The sequence below is a fragment of the Rahnella perminowiae genome (assembly GCF_019049755.1).
Lineage (GTDB): Bacteria > Pseudomonadota > Gammaproteobacteria > Enterobacterales > Enterobacteriaceae > Rahnella > Rahnella perminowiae.
In genome coordinates this window covers 1-14804 of the sequence record NZ_JAFMOS010000525.1, presented here as the reverse complement: position 1 = coordinate 14804, position 14804 = coordinate 1, and the positions used below count along the sequence as shown (strand labels likewise).

Below are 14804 nucleotides of genomic sequence, written 5' to 3'. Positions count from 1 at the left end.
GATCGATGTTCATTATTATCACCTTAATGAGTCTGTCCCTGGTGTCAGGGCATAAGATGGCCATCCCACCTAATGTGGATTAAAAAACAAATACGGATATATCGATATTATTATTAATTGCTTTATTGATATAGTTTTACTTGTTATCTCTGTTACTTAAAATATATAGAACAGGTTACCATTCGGCGACAGCACCATCTTCATAACGCCAAATTGGGTTGCGCCAGTCAGGGGCATTCTTACTGCGCTCAATCACCAACTCCTCATTAATTTCAACGCCCAGTCCAGGTTTATTCAGCGGATAGAAATAACCATCCGTCATGGTAAAATCTTCTTTATTAATGACATAATCCAATAATTCGGCACCCTTATTATAATGGATACCCATACTCTGCTCCTGGAATACCGCATTACGCGCCACAAAATCCAGATGCAGGCAAGAAGCCAGTGCGATCGGCCCCAACGGACAATGCGGTGCCAGCGAAATATCGTAAGACTCTGCCATCGCCGCAATTTTAAAGCATTCCGTGATCCCACCCGCGTGCGACAAATCCGGCTGGATAATGGCTAAACCACCGTCGGCCAATACACGTTTGAACTCAAAGCGCGAGAACATGCGTTCACCGGCTGCAATGGGAATATGTGTCTGAGCAGCCAGACGAGGATAGTATTCTGCCTGTTCGGCCAGTACCGGTTCTTCGATAAATAGCGGACGGTAAGGTTCGAGCTCTTTGATCAGAATCTTCGCCATAGGTGCATTGACGCGGCCATGGAAGTCGAGTCCGAACTCAATGCTGTTACCGAATGCTTCACGTATTTGCGCCACGACAGCGACGGCATCGTCAACTTTACGTGAATTGTCTATCATGCCCATTTCTTCGCAGCCATTGAGTTTAAAGGTATCAAAACCAATGCCTTTCAACTTTTTAATGCCTTCAATCACATCTGCCGGACGGTCGCCGCCAACCCAACTGTAGGCTTTAATCTTATCGCGAACCAGACCACCGAGCAGTTGATAAACAGGAACGCCCAGGACTTTGCCCTTAATGTCCCACAGTGCCTGATCGATACCGGAAATCGCGCTCATCAGAATCGGCCCACCGCGATAAAATCCACCGCGATACAGAGTCTGCCAAATGTCATTGATGCGCGCCGGATCCTGTCCGATCACATATTCAGACAGCTCATGCACAGCAGCCTCCACACTGCGGGCACGGCCTTCAACAACCGGCTCTCCCCAACCGACAATGCCTTCATCAGTTTCTATTTTCAGGAACATCCAGCGCGGCGGTAGCCGGTAGGTGGTTAGTTTAGTCACTTTCATCGGGTTGATTCCTTATAAGCTTTAACAAAGGCGTTAGCTTGTTGTGTCGTACGTTCAACAGACTGTCCGGCACGGTAGAGATCACTTCCCAACCCTGCACCGATACAACCGGCATTAAGATAGAGATGTAAATTTTCAGGAGTGATCCCCCCCACGGCAAAGACCGGAATTTCTGGCGGTAACACCGCTTTCAACGCTTTGATGTAATCCGGTCCAAATGCGTTGGAAGGAAAGATTTTCAGCGCCTGAGCGCCCGCATCCAGTGCATTGAAGGCTTCCGTCGCGGTCGCGCAACCAGAGCAAACGGTCATGCCATACCCCACAGCCCGACGAATCACTTCCGGCTGAATATTAGGGGTGACCACCAGACGGCTACCCATCGCATTCAGTTCATCAACTCGCGCGGGTTGTAAAACCGTCCCGGCACCAATCAGCGCCCGATGCCCAAACTCTTTCACCGTTTCACTGATGCTGCGCTGCCAGTCAGGCGAGTTGAGTGGGATCTCCACTGCATCAAAACCTGCCTCCAGCAATGCTGTCACATGCGCCTGAACGTCTTGTGGTGTGATACCGCGCAGAATGGCGATTAACGGAAGTTTAGTATTCCAACTCATTGATAATACTCCTTATACCTGTCTGGAAAGCGCGATCGCCTTCCAGCGTTTGCCAGGTCAGTCCGGCAAACTTCAATGCCTGCTGGTAACGTGCGGTCAGTTTGGGACTCCCAATTAAGGTGATGGGCTGATCGCCAGTGATGCCGTATTGCCGCTGCATTTGCGACACTTCATTGCCGATCAACAACCCCGATAGCCATTCACTGACGGCGCTTTTATCTAATTGCCCTAACACATGCGCCGCGCGGGTCTCAAAAAGACTGCGAATAATGTTGGTTTCTTTGAAACCACTCTCCAGCCCCTGCTGGAATACCGCCGGATTTGCCTGTTGCCCGGTCAGCCCGATACCAATCAGCGAATGGTGCATCAGCAAATGGTGGAGTTCGCCGGTCATGACGGTACGGAAATCAACAATCTCGCTACCGTCCATCTGTACCCATTTACTGTGCGTTCCCGGCATCAGATAAAGCGAAGCCGGACATTCTGTATAAGCACCGATTAACTGTGTTTCTTCACCGCGAATGACATTGCAATTACCCTCGCTGACCACACTCAGACCGGGAATAATCCACGCGTTGAACGGTGTGGCCTGCTCCACCCGCGTTAACTGTCTGGAGAAATCAGTCAGCCGCGTCGGGCAAGGCAGATACGGTACCGTCATCCATCCTGCGTTGCTGCCAACCATTCCCGCCATCAGAACCGGTACCTGATGAGCTTGCCAGGGTAAAAGTGTGTCGCGGAAAACCTGTTCAGGAGTACGGCCATTGAGCCGGGTAACCCCCGCTTCTGACTCCAGGTGATCGGTACATTCACCGTTCAGGTAGAGCCAGGCGCGCAAGTTGGTCGAGCCCCAGTCAATGGCGATATAACTTTCTCTCATGTAATATCCTTCAGCCTTTTGGTCGAGCTGGCGATCATTGTCAGTGCCGCCTGTTCTGCTGCATCTGCGTTCTGATGCCGTATCGCATCGTACAGATCCTGATGCTCCTTCAATGTGCGCGGCATGTTGGCTTCATCGGCCATATAGGTCCGTTCAAATACGGCACGCTGCAAGGAACTTATCGCCACACTGAGTTGTTGCAGCACCGGGTTATGCACCGACGCCAGTACCGCTTCGTGAAAACGGATATCAGCCTCATTGAATGCGTCACGATTTTGGTGATCGGCGATCATATCGTTAAGTGCCTTTTCAATAACCGCTAATTCGCTGGAGGTCGCCCTTTCCGCAGCCCAGCGGGCAATGACCGGTTCAACCAGATTACGCACCTCGCTCATCGCCGGGATCAGCCGCGGGTCATAATCATTCGCCAACGACCACTGCAAAACATCGGTATCCAGATAATTCCACTGGTTGCGTAAAGCCACAAAAGCACCGCGATAACGCTTTATCTCCACCAGCCGCTTCGACATCAACGAGCGAAGCACTTCACGAATGATGTTCCGTGACGTCTGGAACTCTTCGCACAACTCGGTTTCCGCTGGCAATGCAGACCCCGGGGCATATTTGCCACTGACGATTTGCTGCCCTATCTCAAGAATAATGCGATCGGTTTTGCTCAACTCCTGGCTACTCATAGAGGCTCCACAAAAGAATAAAAGGAAAAGTTGCCGGGTACTTTACCTGTATCGCGCCTATGCGTCGCAAGATCACCGTACAATTCACAACTATTGTTCTTAATTTTCATGAAAATTGTAGTACAATTTATTAAACACGTACTGCAATACAGATCACAAAACGGACAATGCCTTGCGATTTTGCTGAACAGGATGGGTTAGCACGAAGGACGTTTCTGTTTGGAGGAAAATGAGTATGAGGTCTGTACTGGTCAACAAAAACTGGCCACGGCTTTAGAGTTTTTCCAGAACAATCTTTCTGATTCATTCGGCGTCAAACCACCATTATATTGATGGGGTCTGAGCTGGCTGTAATAGCCTGTGATGAAATTCGTTATTGCCGTGCTGGCTTGGCTAAAATTCGCGTAGCCATTATGTAAGCACACCTGTTTTAGTTCCACGCACGTTTGAGATATCCTGGAGGAGATCAGGATGCTTACCGCCCCCCTTACTCCCCTACTTTGCTGATTTGATAATAGCCGTTCTGTTTATACGCCTCTCACTCAATAAGGCGAAAATCCCGGCTGCGGCCACGATTGACGCACCGGCCAGCGTAGAAGATGATGGAAAACTGTCGAGGAACAGAAAACCAAGCATCATCGACCAGACCATCGTGGTGTAATCAAAAGGCGCCAGCAGCGACGCATCGGCGTAACGCAGGCTCAGCGTAATCAGGATCTGTGCCATTCCACCAAAAAATCCGCAACCGATGAGCAGTAAAAGCTGCAAGGTAGTCGGGATTTTCCAGCCGAAGAAAATCGTCGCCAGACCAATCAGCATGGTCATCAGCGAGAAGTAGAAAACAATCGCGCCCGGTCTTTCGATGCCATTTAAAAAACGGATTTGCACCGAAGAGACGGCCGTACACATCGCCGCCAGCAGCGCCAGAATCACGCCCAGCCCCGCTGAAACCTGCTTAACACTGCCCGACAGCAGCGAACCGCTGTCTGTCAGATGCGCCCACAGCATGACGATAATGCCGGTGAAACCGATGCCCACCGCCAGCCAGCGGGCTGCGTGAACATTTTCACGCAGTAAAACCGCGGCCATGACCACCGTAAATAGCGGCGCGGCGTAGCTTATCGCCGTGGCATCCGCCAGCGAGATATACACTAACGCCAGATAGTTAAAATACATTCCACCCGTGCCGGAAAAACCGCGAATTAAATGGCCGAATATATTCTTCGTTTTAATTTGCGGGAAAACAGGGCCCTGCAATTTGAGCCAGATCAGCAGCGGGAATAAGGCAACAAAAGAGCGAAAAAATATCACTTCTCCGGTAGGTATATTTCCGCCTAACCCTTTCACGCAGGCCAGCATTAATGTGGCACACAGGGCTGATAATATTTTTAGCGAAATACCCATTCTGGCGTTCATTATTAACCTTCGTTCCTGGTGAGCAGCGGGATGAATCTGTCCGCTATTCTGGCAGAGCTGCCTTTTTCCCGGTCATACAAAAAGCGTATCGCCATACAGGGTTTACTTCTTATACAACGCCAGGGTGAGCTTATATAGTCGGGCTGACTCATAAAGAAACCGCAGCCAGTTTTGCTCACAGTGAGCCAGGGGAAGTTGTCGTCACACACTGCTAATTAAAAAATCCCGGAGAATGAATGATGAAACTGAAGTTACTGTCTTGTTCCTTGCTGGCGTTGCCACTGATGGCGGCCTTTTCCTCTGCGAAAGCGGATGTTCTTTCTGATATTCAGGCACGCGGTTCACTCAATTGTGCCGTGTATTCCGATGTGCCGCCGTTCTCGTCGCCGGATCCGAAAACGCGCCAGCTTGCGGGAATGGACGTCGATTTATGTACGGCGTTAGCCAAACAGATGGGCGTAAAACTCAATCTGATGCCGACGTCTATTGAGGCGCGCATTGCGGTGATCACCACTGGGCGCGCCGACGTGCTGATTGCCAATCTGGCGTATACCAAAACTCGCGGCCAACAGATTCAGTTCAGCGACCCGTATTATGTGGCGAAAGAAGTGCTGGTGGTGAAAAAGCCCAACGTCGATAAAACTCGTGCGGATTTTAAAGGCAAACGCATCAGCGCCACCAAAGGCACAACGTCTGAACAATCGATTTATCTGGCAGGCGCAAAAGCCGTGACCTTCCAGGATGCTGCGTCGGCCTTTCTGGCGCTGGAACAGAATAAAGCGGTGGGCTTTGTGACCAACACCATGACCGCCATCAAAATGATTTCTCAGGCCGGAAAAGATGGCATTGAACTGGGGATGATCAAAGAGCCGATGGCGCTGGAGCCGATTGGCGTCGGCATGAAAAAGGACGAACCGGCATTGTTGGCGAAGGTTAACAGCAGCCTGAAAGCGATGGATGACGACGGCACCATCGATAAAATCTGGGATACCTGGATCGGGCCAAATACCGAATACAAAATGGTGCGCGAAGACAAAGTACAGCCGCTCTCCAGCCTTAAATTCGAACCTCTGGAATAACCGATGATCACTGCGTCGCACGAGGCGCCTTCCCGCGCCTCTTTTATTCTTGCCAGTCAGGGCGACAACATCAAAATCTCCACCATCGGCAGCCGTGCATGGCTGATTGAAGCGCCAGGAGATTTCGACCTGCCCGCCCAGCGCCGCATCTGGTCACTGGCGGTCGCATTGCGTGCGCGTAATGATATCGAATCACTGATCCCCGGCGTGACCAATCTGCTGGTGCTGTTTCGCCAGACACCGGCAGATTACGACGCCACCTTTGCCCTGCTGGTGGCCGCCTGGGAACAGGCACAGGCCGTACATCCGCAAGGCAAACTGATTGAAATTCCGGTGATTTACGGCGGCCAATATGCCACCGATCTGGACGCGGTTTGCCAGCATACCGGGCTTTCGCCACGCGAGGTCATCCATCGCCATTCCGAGGGTTGCTACACGGTGTTTTCACTGGGCAGCGCACCGGGTTTTGGCTATCTCCACGGGCTGGATCCGTCTCTGGCCACGCCGCGTAAAAAAGTCCCCTCGCTGAATATGCTCAAAGGCACCGTGACCATCGGCGGCGCACAGACCGGGATTTCCGCGCTGACCGGGCCAAACGGCTGGAACGCCATCGGATTCGCCGAACTGACGCTGTTTGACCCGCAGGCGGAGAATCCTGCACTCATGGCACCGGGGGACAGCGTGCGCTTTCTGCCAGAAAGGATTGAATTGTGACTGAACCAGCCGTGATTGAAATAGTGAAAACCGGCCCGCTGAATACCGTTCAGGACGCGGGCCGCAACGGATTTCGGGATATCGGCGTGTCCGTCAGCGGCGTGATGGATCCGCTGGCGTTTCACGCGGGCAACATCATGCTGGGCAATGACGAAAACGCCGCCTGCATTGAAGTGCAGATGTTTCCGTTTAAGGTCCGGTTTCTCGCCGATACCAGCATTGCCATCACCGGCGCAGATTGCCGCACGAAGCTCGACGGTACAGATCTTCCGCCCTGGTGGGCGTGTTCCGTCCGCGCAGGGCAGGAACTGGAAATGCAGTTCCCGCGTTACGGTGCGCGCAGCTATTTGTGCGTCGCCGGAGGCATTGACGTCCCGGTCGTTATGGGCTCGCGCAGTACCGCGCTGCGTGGTGGTTTTGGTGGTTTAGACGGACGACCACTGGAGAAAAACGATCGCCTCGCGGCGGGTAAAACCACCGCATCTCCCCTGCCTGCGCAAGGTATGGGCATCGAGCCGCCGGAGATCGCGCTGGCAAACGTATTCCCGACCAGCACTGAGGGATGCGTGCAACTGCGGGCTATTCCCGCCGGAGAATACACGCTGTTTGAAGCCGATCTTCCCCGCTTCTGGTCGCAGCCGTGGAAAGTGTCCCTGCACAGCAACCGCACCGGTTACCGCTTATCCGGCGCGCCGGTCACGCCCTCGAAAGTCATCGAAATGCGTTCATACGGTTTAGTCCCCGGCATCGTTCAGGTTCCGCCTGCCGGCGAGCCGATCATTCAGCTGGCTGACGCCAATACCGCCGGAGGCTATCCGAAAATTGCCGGAATTATTGAAGAAGACTTATGGCGCCTGGCGCAGGTTCAGCCCGGTCAGAGCATTCAGTTGGTCAAAAGCGATGCACGCGAAGCCATTGCTGTTGCGGCGCAGATCTGCCAGTGGCTCACCCGCCTGCGCGATAGCGTTATGCCGGTGAAGAAAATCATGGGGGTTTAAAACGCCCTATGGATGAAACAGAAAACGGGCCAGAACAGGCCCGTTTTTTTATGCTTCTGACTCAGACGTTATGACTTCAGCTCCGCACAAAACTCTGCTATCCGGTCGCAGCCGTCTTGCAAAACTTCCATGCTGGTCGCATACGAAATGCGGAAATACGGACTCATGCCGTAGGCCGCGCCCTGCACGGTGACGACGTGTTTTTCTTCGATCAGCGCCATCACGAAATCGGCATCGCTATTGATGTGACGCCCGCCTGCGGTGGTTTTCCCGATGCAGCCTTCAATGTTCACGAACAGATAGAACGCACCCTGCGGTTTATGACAGCGCAGTTCATGCACGGACGTTAACCGCTCCAGCACGTAATCGCGGCGCTGGCGGTAGATTTCGGCGCGCTCTTTCAGTAAATCCTGCGGGCCGTTAAGCACCGCGACCGCCGCTGCCTGCGTGAGCGTGGTGACGCCACCGCTGTTTTGCGTGTTCACGTTACTCATGGCTTTAATCAGATCTTGCGGACCGCCGCAAAAACCTAAACGCCAGCCGGTCATGGAATAGGCTTTCGACACGCCGTTGACCGTCAGCACGCGATCGAGCAAACGCGGTTCCACTTCGGCCAGCGTATAAAACGTCACGTCGTCATAGATCAGATGTTCGTAAATGTCATCGGTCAGGATCCACACGCCCGGATGGCGCAGCATCACCTCCCCCATCGCCTGCAATTCCTGGCGGGTTGCCACGGAACCGGTCGGATTGCTCGGGTAATTCAGCAGCAGCCACTTGGTTTTCGGCGTAATCGCCGCGTCGATGTCCTGCGGATACGGCTTGAAATTGTTCTCCTCCGGGCAGGCCACCGGTACCGGAATACCGCCCGCGAATTTGACGATATCCGCATAGCTAATCCACGACGGCGTCGGGATCACCACTTCATCGCCCGGATTAATCGTCGCCAGCATCGCGTTAAAAATAATTTGCTTCGCGCCGCCTGCGGTGAGGATCTGGCCCACGTCGTAATTCAGGTTGTTATCGCGCTGAAATTTACGCGCAATGGCCGCCCGCAGCGCCGGGGTTCCGTCGGTTGGCGGATAACGGGTATCACCGCCGAGCGCGGCGGCGTAGGCGGCTTCCGTGGCATGAGGGGGCGTCGGAAAATCCGGTTCACCGGTAGAAAGCGCAATGACGTTCACGCCTGCGGCTGCGAGGTCACGGGCCTTTTGCGTCATGGCGACGGAGGCAGAAACAGAGACATTTTTTAAGCGATCGGCGATATCAGGCATGGTCCTGGGGTTCCATTGTTTTTATCGAACGTAAAAAGACGGACAGCGATGAGGCACTTCAGGGGAAAGAGTAATGAGGAACGGACCGCGCCGACCAATAGCGCTTTGTTGTGGTGACATAACACAAAACAATGGCTGAACGCGCAAATCAGGCAATTTGCACCGGCGCAGTGCAGGCGGGAATTTTCATTATTCGGGAGGCTGCGCAAAGGCAGAAAACATCCGGCTATACAGTGAATAAATCGGCGGGTAAATCAGAAGGAAAACCGGATATCGGACATAAATCAGCCTGTTAGTGCGTGTTGGCACTCATCTTGCTTCATACACATTACTTATAACACCACTTGTTTCCGTGATGAGGATGCCATCGTGAATCTCCGCCGCCTTAAATATTTTATCAAGATTGTCGATGTGGGTAGCCTCACTCAGGCCGCAGATATCCTGCACATTGCGCAGCCTGCGCTCAGCCAGCAACTCGCGACGCTGGAAGGCGAAGTGAATCAGCAACTGCTGATCCGCACCAAACGCGGCGTGACGCCGACCGAAGCGGGCAAGATTTTGTATATCCACGCGCAGGCCATTTTGCGCCAGTGCGATCAGGCCCAGAGCGCGATTGACGGCTCGGCGCTGGCACTTTCGGGCAGCGTTTCTGTCGGGCTTGCGCCGGGCACCGCCGCACAGCAACTGGCATTGCCGCTGATGGAAGAAGTCCACCGGCAATATCCGGGCATCGTATTGTATTTCAATGAAAACTTCGGTACCACGCTCAGCGAGCTGATCATGAATGGCCGGATGGATATGGCGGTGATTTACGGCAACCGGGAAATTCACGGATTACGGTTTATGCCGCTGATGAAAGAAGAGTTGTATTTCGTCTGCCCGCACGCGCTGAGCAAACCGCTGAAATCCGTCAGTCTGGCGCAGGTGGCAAAGTATGACCTGTTCCTGCCGCGCATTTACAACATCATGCGTAAAGTCATCGACGACGCGTTTATCCATGAAGCAGTGACGTACCGCGTGAAATGCGAAATCGAATCGCAAACCACCCTCAATGCCGCGCTGGCGGCGGGTTTAGGCTGCACGATCATGCCGGAATCCGCCGCCCGCGCGATGCTCAAAGCCTCGGGTTCGTGGATGGCGAAAATTGATAAACCGAATATTCAGGCGGCGCTGTCATTTTGCATGTCCGACCATCTGCCGCTGTCCCAGCCCGCCGAAGCGGTCAAAGCGATTTTACTGTCGCTGATGGCCAGCCGCACGGTGGATAACCGGCCACTGACGCTGGTGGAGTAATAAGCACACCTTATTACCGCAAAGCGAAATCCTCTTTCCTGACGTCGGCAGTGACACGATAGAGTGCTTTTACCGCCCGCAAAGCGGGTCGTTTTGTCGTCGTTATTGCGCGGGGACACTCTCTCTTCGACGGGAAGGATATGGAAAAAAAAGCACCAGCACTCAGCGAGTTGCGAGATATCGCACGAAAGATGCGTACGTCCGGCCTGAGCCAGATTGAACTCAGCGGAAACGGCTTTCGGATCAGCATGAAATACGCGCCAGTCTCCCCCGCCATTTTGCCATGCCGCATGCCGGACGAAACGCCTGCGCTTCCCGTGCTGACCGCTCCCGACGCGGTGTGTGCACCTTTCCCCGGCATTGTGTTGTTACGGCATCCGCTCAACAAAATTCCGTTCACACAACCGGGTGAAAAAGTCGGGAAAGATGCGCTGCTCGGCCTGCTGAAAGTCGGCGTGATTTATCTGCCGCTGCGCAGCCCGGTGCAGGGCGTGGTGGAATCCCTGTTCGTGGAAGACGGTGACTGCGTGGAATACGGCGCGGAGATTTTCACTTTACGCCGCGAGGAGCTGGCCGCATGAAATACATCGATTTAAACGCCGATATCGGCGAAGGCTTTGGCGATTACACCATCGCCGACGACGCCGCGCTGATGCCGCTGATCACCTCCGCCAACGTGGCCTGCGGGTTTCACGCGGGGGATGCGGTGATTATGGCGAAAACCGTCGCGCTGGCGAAAAAGTATCAGGTGGATCTCGGCGCGCACGTCGGATTTCCCGATTTGTCCGGGTTTGGCCGCCGCCGGATGCATATCGAACCGGAGGTGATGGCGCATTACGTCACCTATCAGCTTGGCGCGCTTTCTGCTTTTGCGAAAGCGGCGGATTACCCGCTGACGCACATGAGTTTCCACGGTGCGCTGGGCAATATGGTGTCCGAAGACGCCCGGCTGGCACGGGTGTTATTGCAGGCGGTGAAGAATTTCGATGCACAAATGATCATCAGCACGATGCCCGGCAACGCCGTCGAACGCATGGCGCGGGCGCTGGATTTGCCGGTGATTGGTACGTTTCTCGCCGACCGCGCCTATGAAAGCAACGGCCTGCTGGTCAGCCGGACGCTGCCGGGCGCGGTTATTCATGACAAAGAGCAGGTACGCGCGCGCATCCGGCAGTTGCTGCGCGAAGGCACGGTGCAAAGCATCGACGGCGTGACGTTGCCGGTGGATGCGACATCGATTCTGGTTCACGGCGATACGCCGGAATCCCTCGAAATGGTGCATACGCTGCGGGAAATTATTGCCGAAATGGACATCGCGCTGATGCCGCCAGCCCGGCAACGCCGCCAGATGGCACGGTAAAACACGCTGTTATAAGCCCCTCTTATCGCCTCACACGGTTTATGTCTTATACCGTCTGAGAATTACTGGATACAGTCAGAAAACACCCACCGGCAGAACATGATGGAGCCGGAGGTTTAACAGGAGAGTCGCAATGCCATTTTCAGATTACAAAACCGCGCTGGTGACCGGCGCATCGGCCGGCATGGGTGAAGCCATTGTCGAACGCCTTTGTCAGGAAGGGATCACCGTTCATGCCGTCGCGCGCCGCGCCGATCAGCTGGCCGCCCTCGCCGCCCGCACCGGTTGTATTCCGCATGCGCTCGACGTCAGCGACCTCGACGCGGTGACGCGCCTGTGCAGCGAGATCAGCGTGGATATTCTGGTGAACAACGCCGGGGTTTCCCGTCCCGGCTCTATCCTGAGCGCCGATGAAGAATCCGTGGATACGCAGGTGGATGTGAATCTGCGCGCCGTTTTGCATCTTTGCCGCCTGCTGGTGCCGGGCATGATGGAACGCGATCGCGGCCACGTCATCAACATCACCTCGATTGCCGCGATTTATAACTTCGGCGGCAACTCGATTTATCACGCCACCAAAGCCGGAGTTCACGCCCTGTCACGCCAGTTACGCGTTGACTGCTACGGCAAGCGTGTGCGCATCACTGAAATCTGCCCGGGCCGCGTGGCGACTGACATTTTCGGCAATGTTTCCGGCGATCACGAAGAAGCCCGCCGCCGTTTCATTGACGGTTTTGAACTGCCCGAAGCCAAAGACATCGCCGATTGCGTGGCGTTTGCCGTTTCTGCGCCGATTGCCGTCAACATCGGCAACATCGAAATCACCCCGACGTTGCAGGTTCCCGGTGGCCTTTCCACCATGCGCCCCGGCGAAGGTCTGTGATCTTTTTCCTATAAACCCACAGTTCAACCATTCAGGAGGGTGAAAATACGATGACGCTCGATTTCAGCAAAGTCCTGACCGGTCAGTTCGGGCAGATGATCGTCGATGGCATGGTTGTCACCCTCAAGCTGGCGCTGGGGTCCTGGCTGCTCGCGATGTGTATTGCCCTGCTGCTGGTCGTCATCCGGCTGACGCACAAACGCGCCGCCGAATATTTCGTCCGCGCCTATGTGTCGTATCACCGCAATGTACCGACGCTTATTCAGCTGATGATGTGGTATTTCGCCATTCCGACGCTGCTGCCGGAATCTGTGCAGATGTGGATTAACGATTTCAACGCCGAGTTTCTGTTCTCGATGTTTGCGCTCGGATTGTGTCAGGCGGCGTATTTCTCTGAAGACATCCGCAGCGGATTACGCGCTATTCCTGAAGGGCAAACCGAAGCATCACGCGCGCTGGGCATGAGTTACACCCGATCGCTGCGTTCGGTTATTTTACCGCAGGGCATCCGCAACGCGCTGCCCTCGCTGCTCAACCACACCGTTTTACTGTTCAAAAACACCAGTCTGGCTATGGTCATTGGCGTAGCTGAACTGACTTACGTGACCCGTGATATTGAAAACCAGACGTTCCGGACTTTCGAATCGTATCTGGTGGCCTCTGCCAGTTATCTGTTCTTCTCTCTGCTGCTGATGGGTGCTGGCGCATTGCTGGCCCGCCGGTTCCAGCGGGCCTACGCGAGGTAATCACATGCTCGAGATGTTCACGATTTTGCACGACAACGGGATGCTGTTCCTGATGGGGCAATACCCGCAGGGGCCACTGGGCGGGATACTTTGTACGTTACTGATTTCCCTGCTGGCCGTTTTGTTTGCACTGCCGGTGGGTATTCTGCTCGGGCTGGCGCGTTTATCGCCTTTCCGCTGGCTGAGCTGGCCCGCTGCCTGCTGGGTCTACGGCTTACGCGGCATTCCGCTGCTGATGGTGGTGTTCTGGACGTATTTCTGCGTTCCACTGTTAATCGGTCACAACATCAGCGGCTTCAGCACTATGCTGTGTACGCTGGTGATTTATGAAAGTGCGTATATCGCCGAGATCGTGCGCGGCGGCATTCAGGCGCTGCCGGGCGGCCAGTACGAAGCGGCGCGCGCTTTAGGGATGAGTTATTTCAAAACGCTGCGTCTGATTATTCTGCCGCAGGCGTTATACAACACGCTGCCAAGTCTGGTCAGCCAGTTGGTTTCTATCATTAAAGACAGCACGCTGGGTTACGTCATTAACGTGCCGGAGCTGACCTTTGCCGCTAATCAGGTGAATAACCAACTGCTGACCAAACCTTTTCAAGTCTTCGCGATTGTCGCGATTGGCTATTACATCATCTGTTTCAGCCTGACGTGGCTGGCCAATAAGCTTGAAGCCCGTATCACGCGCAAACGACAGAACCGGATGCCGGAAGCGGAGAAAATGACGAAGGCTCCACTGCTGAAGACTCAACCATAATAAGGAACGACGATGCGACCGATGATCTTATTTAATCAGGTTAATAAATGGTATGGCGAATATCAGGCGCTGACCGACCTGAGTGCAGAAATTAGAAGTGGTGAAGTCGTAGTGGTTTGCGGACCGTCCGGCTCGGGCAAATCAACGCTGATCCGCACCGTGAACCGGCTGGAACCTATTGAAGAGGGCCAGATCCTGTTCGATGGCATGGATATTCATGGCACCAGCACCCGCCTGAACCAGTTGCGCACGCGTATCGGTTTTGTCTTTCAGAACTTTAATCTTTTCCCGCACGTTTCGGTGCTGGACAACATCATGATGTCGCCGGTAAAGGTGCTCGGCGTGAAACGTCAGGAAGCACGCAAGCACGCGGGTGAACTGCTGGAACGTGTCGGATTATCACACAAAGCCAATGCCTATCCGGCACAGCTTTCCGGCGGGCAGCAGCAACGTGTTGCCATCGCCCGGGCATTAGCCATGAAACCGCCAGTGATGCTGTTTGATGAACCGACGTCGGCGCTTGATCCGGAAATGGTCGGTGAAGTCCTGAATGTGATGCGCAGTCTTGCACGTGAAGGTATGACCATGATGTGCGTCACACACGAAATGAATTTTGCCCGCGACGTGGCGGACACAATCTGGTTTATGGATCAGGGGAAAATTCTGGAAAAATCCAAACCGGAAAACTTCTTCAATCACCCGCAACACCCACGTGCCAGGAAGTTTTTAAGTGACTTATTGCAACATTAATTATTTAGAGAAGCCCGCTTAAGG

16 protein-coding genes and 1 pseudogene are annotated in these 14804 nt (G+C 54.1%); 10 read left to right on the top strand and 7 right to left on the bottom strand.

Going from position 1 to position 14804, the window contains the following annotated elements:
• Positions 1 to 175: 175 nt before the first annotated feature.
• The 6 genes and pseudogenes from dgoD to J1785_RS11755 all read right to left on the bottom strand — a co-directional run bounded on the left by dgoD (position 176) and on the right by J1785_RS11755 (position 4929).
• A complete protein-coding gene (dgoD, locus tag J1785_RS11780; protein WP_217219467.1) occupies positions 176 to 1324 on the bottom strand; it encodes a galactonate dehydratase in 1149 nt (382 codons plus the stop codon).
• Positions 1321 to 1938: a 2-dehydro-3-deoxy-6-phosphogalactonate aldolase gene (locus J1785_RS11775; protein ID WP_217137954.1), complete on the bottom strand. Its 618-nt coding sequence runs from the start codon at positions 1936 to 1938 to the stop codon at positions 1321 to 1323. Before J1785_RS11775 ends, dgoD begins: the two co-directional genes overlap by 4 nt.
• A complete protein-coding gene (locus tag J1785_RS11770; protein ID WP_217219466.1) occupies positions 1922 to 2818 on the bottom strand; it encodes a 2-dehydro-3-deoxygalactonokinase in 897 nt (298 codons plus the stop codon). The genes J1785_RS11775 and J1785_RS11770 overlap by 17 nt, the downstream gene beginning before the upstream one ends.
• Entirely contained in the window at positions 2815 to 3513 is a 699-nt protein-coding gene (gene dgoR / locus J1785_RS11765) for a D-galactonate utilization transcriptional regulator DgoR (RefSeq protein WP_013575998.1), read from the bottom strand. The genes J1785_RS11770 and dgoR overlap by 4 nt, the downstream gene beginning before the upstream one ends.
• A gap of 251 nt (positions 3514 to 3764) precedes the next feature.
• Positions 3765 to 3890 (bottom strand): annotated as a pseudogene (locus tag J1785_RS11760) (IS3 family transposase); the annotation flags it as partial.
• A gap of 118 nt (positions 3891 to 4008) precedes the next feature.
• The gene (locus J1785_RS11755) at positions 4009 to 4929 is read right to left on the bottom strand and encodes a DMT family transporter (protein ID WP_129990872.1); all 921 of its coding nucleotides are present in this window, start codon (positions 4927 to 4929) and stop codon (positions 4009 to 4011) included.
• Between the two features lie 239 nt (positions 4930 to 5168).
• Here J1785_RS11755 and J1785_RS11750 point away from each other — a divergent pair, with 239 nt between their 5' ends.
• Genes J1785_RS11750 through J1785_RS11740 form a run of 3 tightly spaced genes read left to right on the top strand, consistent with a single transcriptional unit; the run spans position 5169 to position 7720 of the window.
• Positions 5169 to 6008 (top strand): transporter substrate-binding domain-containing protein, encoded by an 840-nt coding sequence (locus J1785_RS11750; protein WP_217219469.1) that lies wholly within the window; start codon positions 5169 to 5171, stop codon positions 6006 to 6008.
• Between the two features lie 3 nt (positions 6009 to 6011).
• The gene (pxpB, locus tag J1785_RS11745; protein ID WP_129951007.1) at positions 6012 to 6722 is read left to right on the top strand and encodes a 5-oxoprolinase subunit PxpB; all 711 of its coding nucleotides are present in this window, start codon (positions 6012 to 6014) and stop codon (positions 6720 to 6722) included.
• Between the two features lie 11 nt (positions 6723 to 6733).
• Positions 6734 to 7720 carry a 5-oxoprolinase subunit C family protein gene (locus tag J1785_RS11740; protein WP_217219468.1) on the top strand — a complete coding sequence of 329 codons (987 nt, stop codon included), beginning with the start codon at positions 6734 to 6736 and terminating at the stop codon, positions 7718 to 7720.
• 68 nt (positions 7721 to 7788) lie between these two features.
• Here J1785_RS11740 and J1785_RS11735 read toward each other — a convergent pair whose 3' ends face one another.
• Complete coding sequence (locus tag J1785_RS11735; protein ID WP_217157415.1) at positions 7789 to 8994, bottom strand: pyridoxal phosphate-dependent aminotransferase; 1206 nt, start codon at positions 8992 to 8994, stop codon at positions 7789 to 7791.
• A gap of 369 nt (positions 8995 to 9363) precedes the next feature.
• Between J1785_RS11735 and nac the strand changes: the two genes are divergently transcribed.
• The 7 genes from nac to J1785_RS11700 all read left to right on the top strand — a co-directional run bounded on the left by nac (position 9364) and on the right by J1785_RS11700 (position 14780).
• Positions 9364 to 10287 carry a nitrogen assimilation transcriptional regulator NAC gene (nac, locus tag J1785_RS11730; RefSeq protein WP_217219465.1) on the top strand — a complete coding sequence of 308 codons (924 nt, stop codon included), beginning with the start codon at positions 9364 to 9366 and terminating at the stop codon, positions 10285 to 10287.
• Between the two features lie 140 nt (positions 10288 to 10427).
• Positions 10428 to 10868, top strand: coding sequence for an acetyl-CoA carboxylase biotin carboxyl carrier protein (locus J1785_RS11725; RefSeq protein WP_129951004.1), 441 nt, complete (start codon positions 10428 to 10430; stop codon positions 10866 to 10868).
• Positions 10865 to 11647, top strand: coding sequence for a LamB/YcsF family protein (locus tag J1785_RS11720; RefSeq protein ID WP_217219464.1), 783 nt, complete (start codon positions 10865 to 10867; stop codon positions 11645 to 11647). The genes J1785_RS11725 and J1785_RS11720 overlap by 4 nt, the downstream gene beginning before the upstream one ends.
• 133 nt (positions 11648 to 11780) lie before the next feature.
• Positions 11781 to 12530, top strand: a complete 750-nt coding sequence (locus J1785_RS11715; RefSeq protein WP_013576018.1) for an SDR family oxidoreductase — start codon at positions 11781 to 11783, stop codon at positions 12528 to 12530.
• A 50-nt stretch (positions 12531 to 12580) separates the two neighbouring features.
• Positions 12581 to 13276 (top strand): amino acid ABC transporter permease, encoded by a 696-nt coding sequence (locus J1785_RS11710; RefSeq protein WP_217219463.1) that lies wholly within the window; start codon positions 12581 to 12583, stop codon positions 13274 to 13276.
• A 4-nt stretch (positions 13277 to 13280) separates the two neighbouring features.
• Positions 13281 to 14030 (top strand): amino acid ABC transporter permease, encoded by a 750-nt coding sequence (locus J1785_RS11705; RefSeq protein WP_129951002.1) that lies wholly within the window; start codon positions 13281 to 13283, stop codon positions 14028 to 14030.
• Positions 14031 to 14042: 12 nt separating this feature from the next.
• The gene (locus J1785_RS11700; RefSeq protein WP_274384012.1) at positions 14043 to 14780 is read left to right on the top strand and encodes an amino acid ABC transporter ATP-binding protein; all 738 of its coding nucleotides are present in this window, start codon (positions 14043 to 14045) and stop codon (positions 14778 to 14780) included.
• Positions 14781 to 14804 lie beyond the last annotated feature (24 nt).

Excerpts from the sequence above, each read along its gene's own strand:
- dgoR (WP_013575998.1), bottom strand. The coding sequence starts at position 3,513 with ATGAGTAGCCAGGAGTTGAGCAAAACCGATCGCATTATTCTTGAGATA.
- J1785_RS11750 (WP_217219469.1), top strand. The coding sequence starts at position 5,169 with ATGAAACTGAAGTTACTGTCTTGTTCCTTGCTGGCGTTGCCACTGATG.
- J1785_RS11725 (WP_129951004.1), top strand. The coding sequence starts at position 10,428 with ATGGAAAAAAAAGCACCAGCACTCAGCGAGTTGCGAGATATCGCACGA.
- J1785_RS11710 (WP_217219463.1), top strand. The coding sequence starts at position 12,581 with ATGACGCTCGATTTCAGCAAAGTCCTGACCGGTCAGTTCGGGCAGATG.
- dgoD (WP_217219467.1), bottom strand. The coding sequence starts at position 1,324 with ATGAAAGTGACTAAACTAACCACCTACCGGCTACCGCCGCGCTGGATG.
- J1785_RS11755 (WP_129990872.1), bottom strand. The coding sequence starts at position 4,929 with ATGAACGCCAGAATGGGTATTTCGCTAAAAATATTATCAGCCCTGTGT.
- J1785_RS11715 (WP_013576018.1), top strand. The coding sequence starts at position 11,781 with ATGCCATTTTCAGATTACAAAACCGCGCTGGTGACCGGCGCATCGGCC.
- J1785_RS11720 (WP_217219464.1), top strand. The coding sequence starts at position 10,865 with ATGAAATACATCGATTTAAACGCCGATATCGGCGAAGGCTTTGGCGAT.
- J1785_RS11705 (WP_129951002.1), top strand. The coding sequence starts at position 13,281 with ATGCTCGAGATGTTCACGATTTTGCACGACAACGGGATGCTGTTCCTG.
- J1785_RS11700 (WP_274384012.1), top strand. The coding sequence starts at position 14,043 with ATGCGACCGATGATCTTATTTAATCAGGTTAATAAATGGTATGGCGAA.
- pxpB (WP_129951007.1), top strand. The coding sequence starts at position 6,012 with ATGATCACTGCGTCGCACGAGGCGCCTTCCCGCGCCTCTTTTATTCTT.
- J1785_RS11735 (WP_217157415.1), bottom strand. The coding sequence starts at position 8,994 with ATGCCTGATATCGCCGATCGCTTAAAAAATGTCTCTGTTTCTGCCTCC.
- J1785_RS11775 (WP_217137954.1), bottom strand. The coding sequence starts at position 1,938 with ATGAGTTGGAATACTAAACTTCCGTTAATCGCCATTCTGCGCGGTATC.
- J1785_RS11770 (WP_217219466.1), bottom strand. The coding sequence starts at position 2,818 with ATGAGAGAAAGTTATATCGCCATTGACTGGGGCTCGACCAACTTGCGC.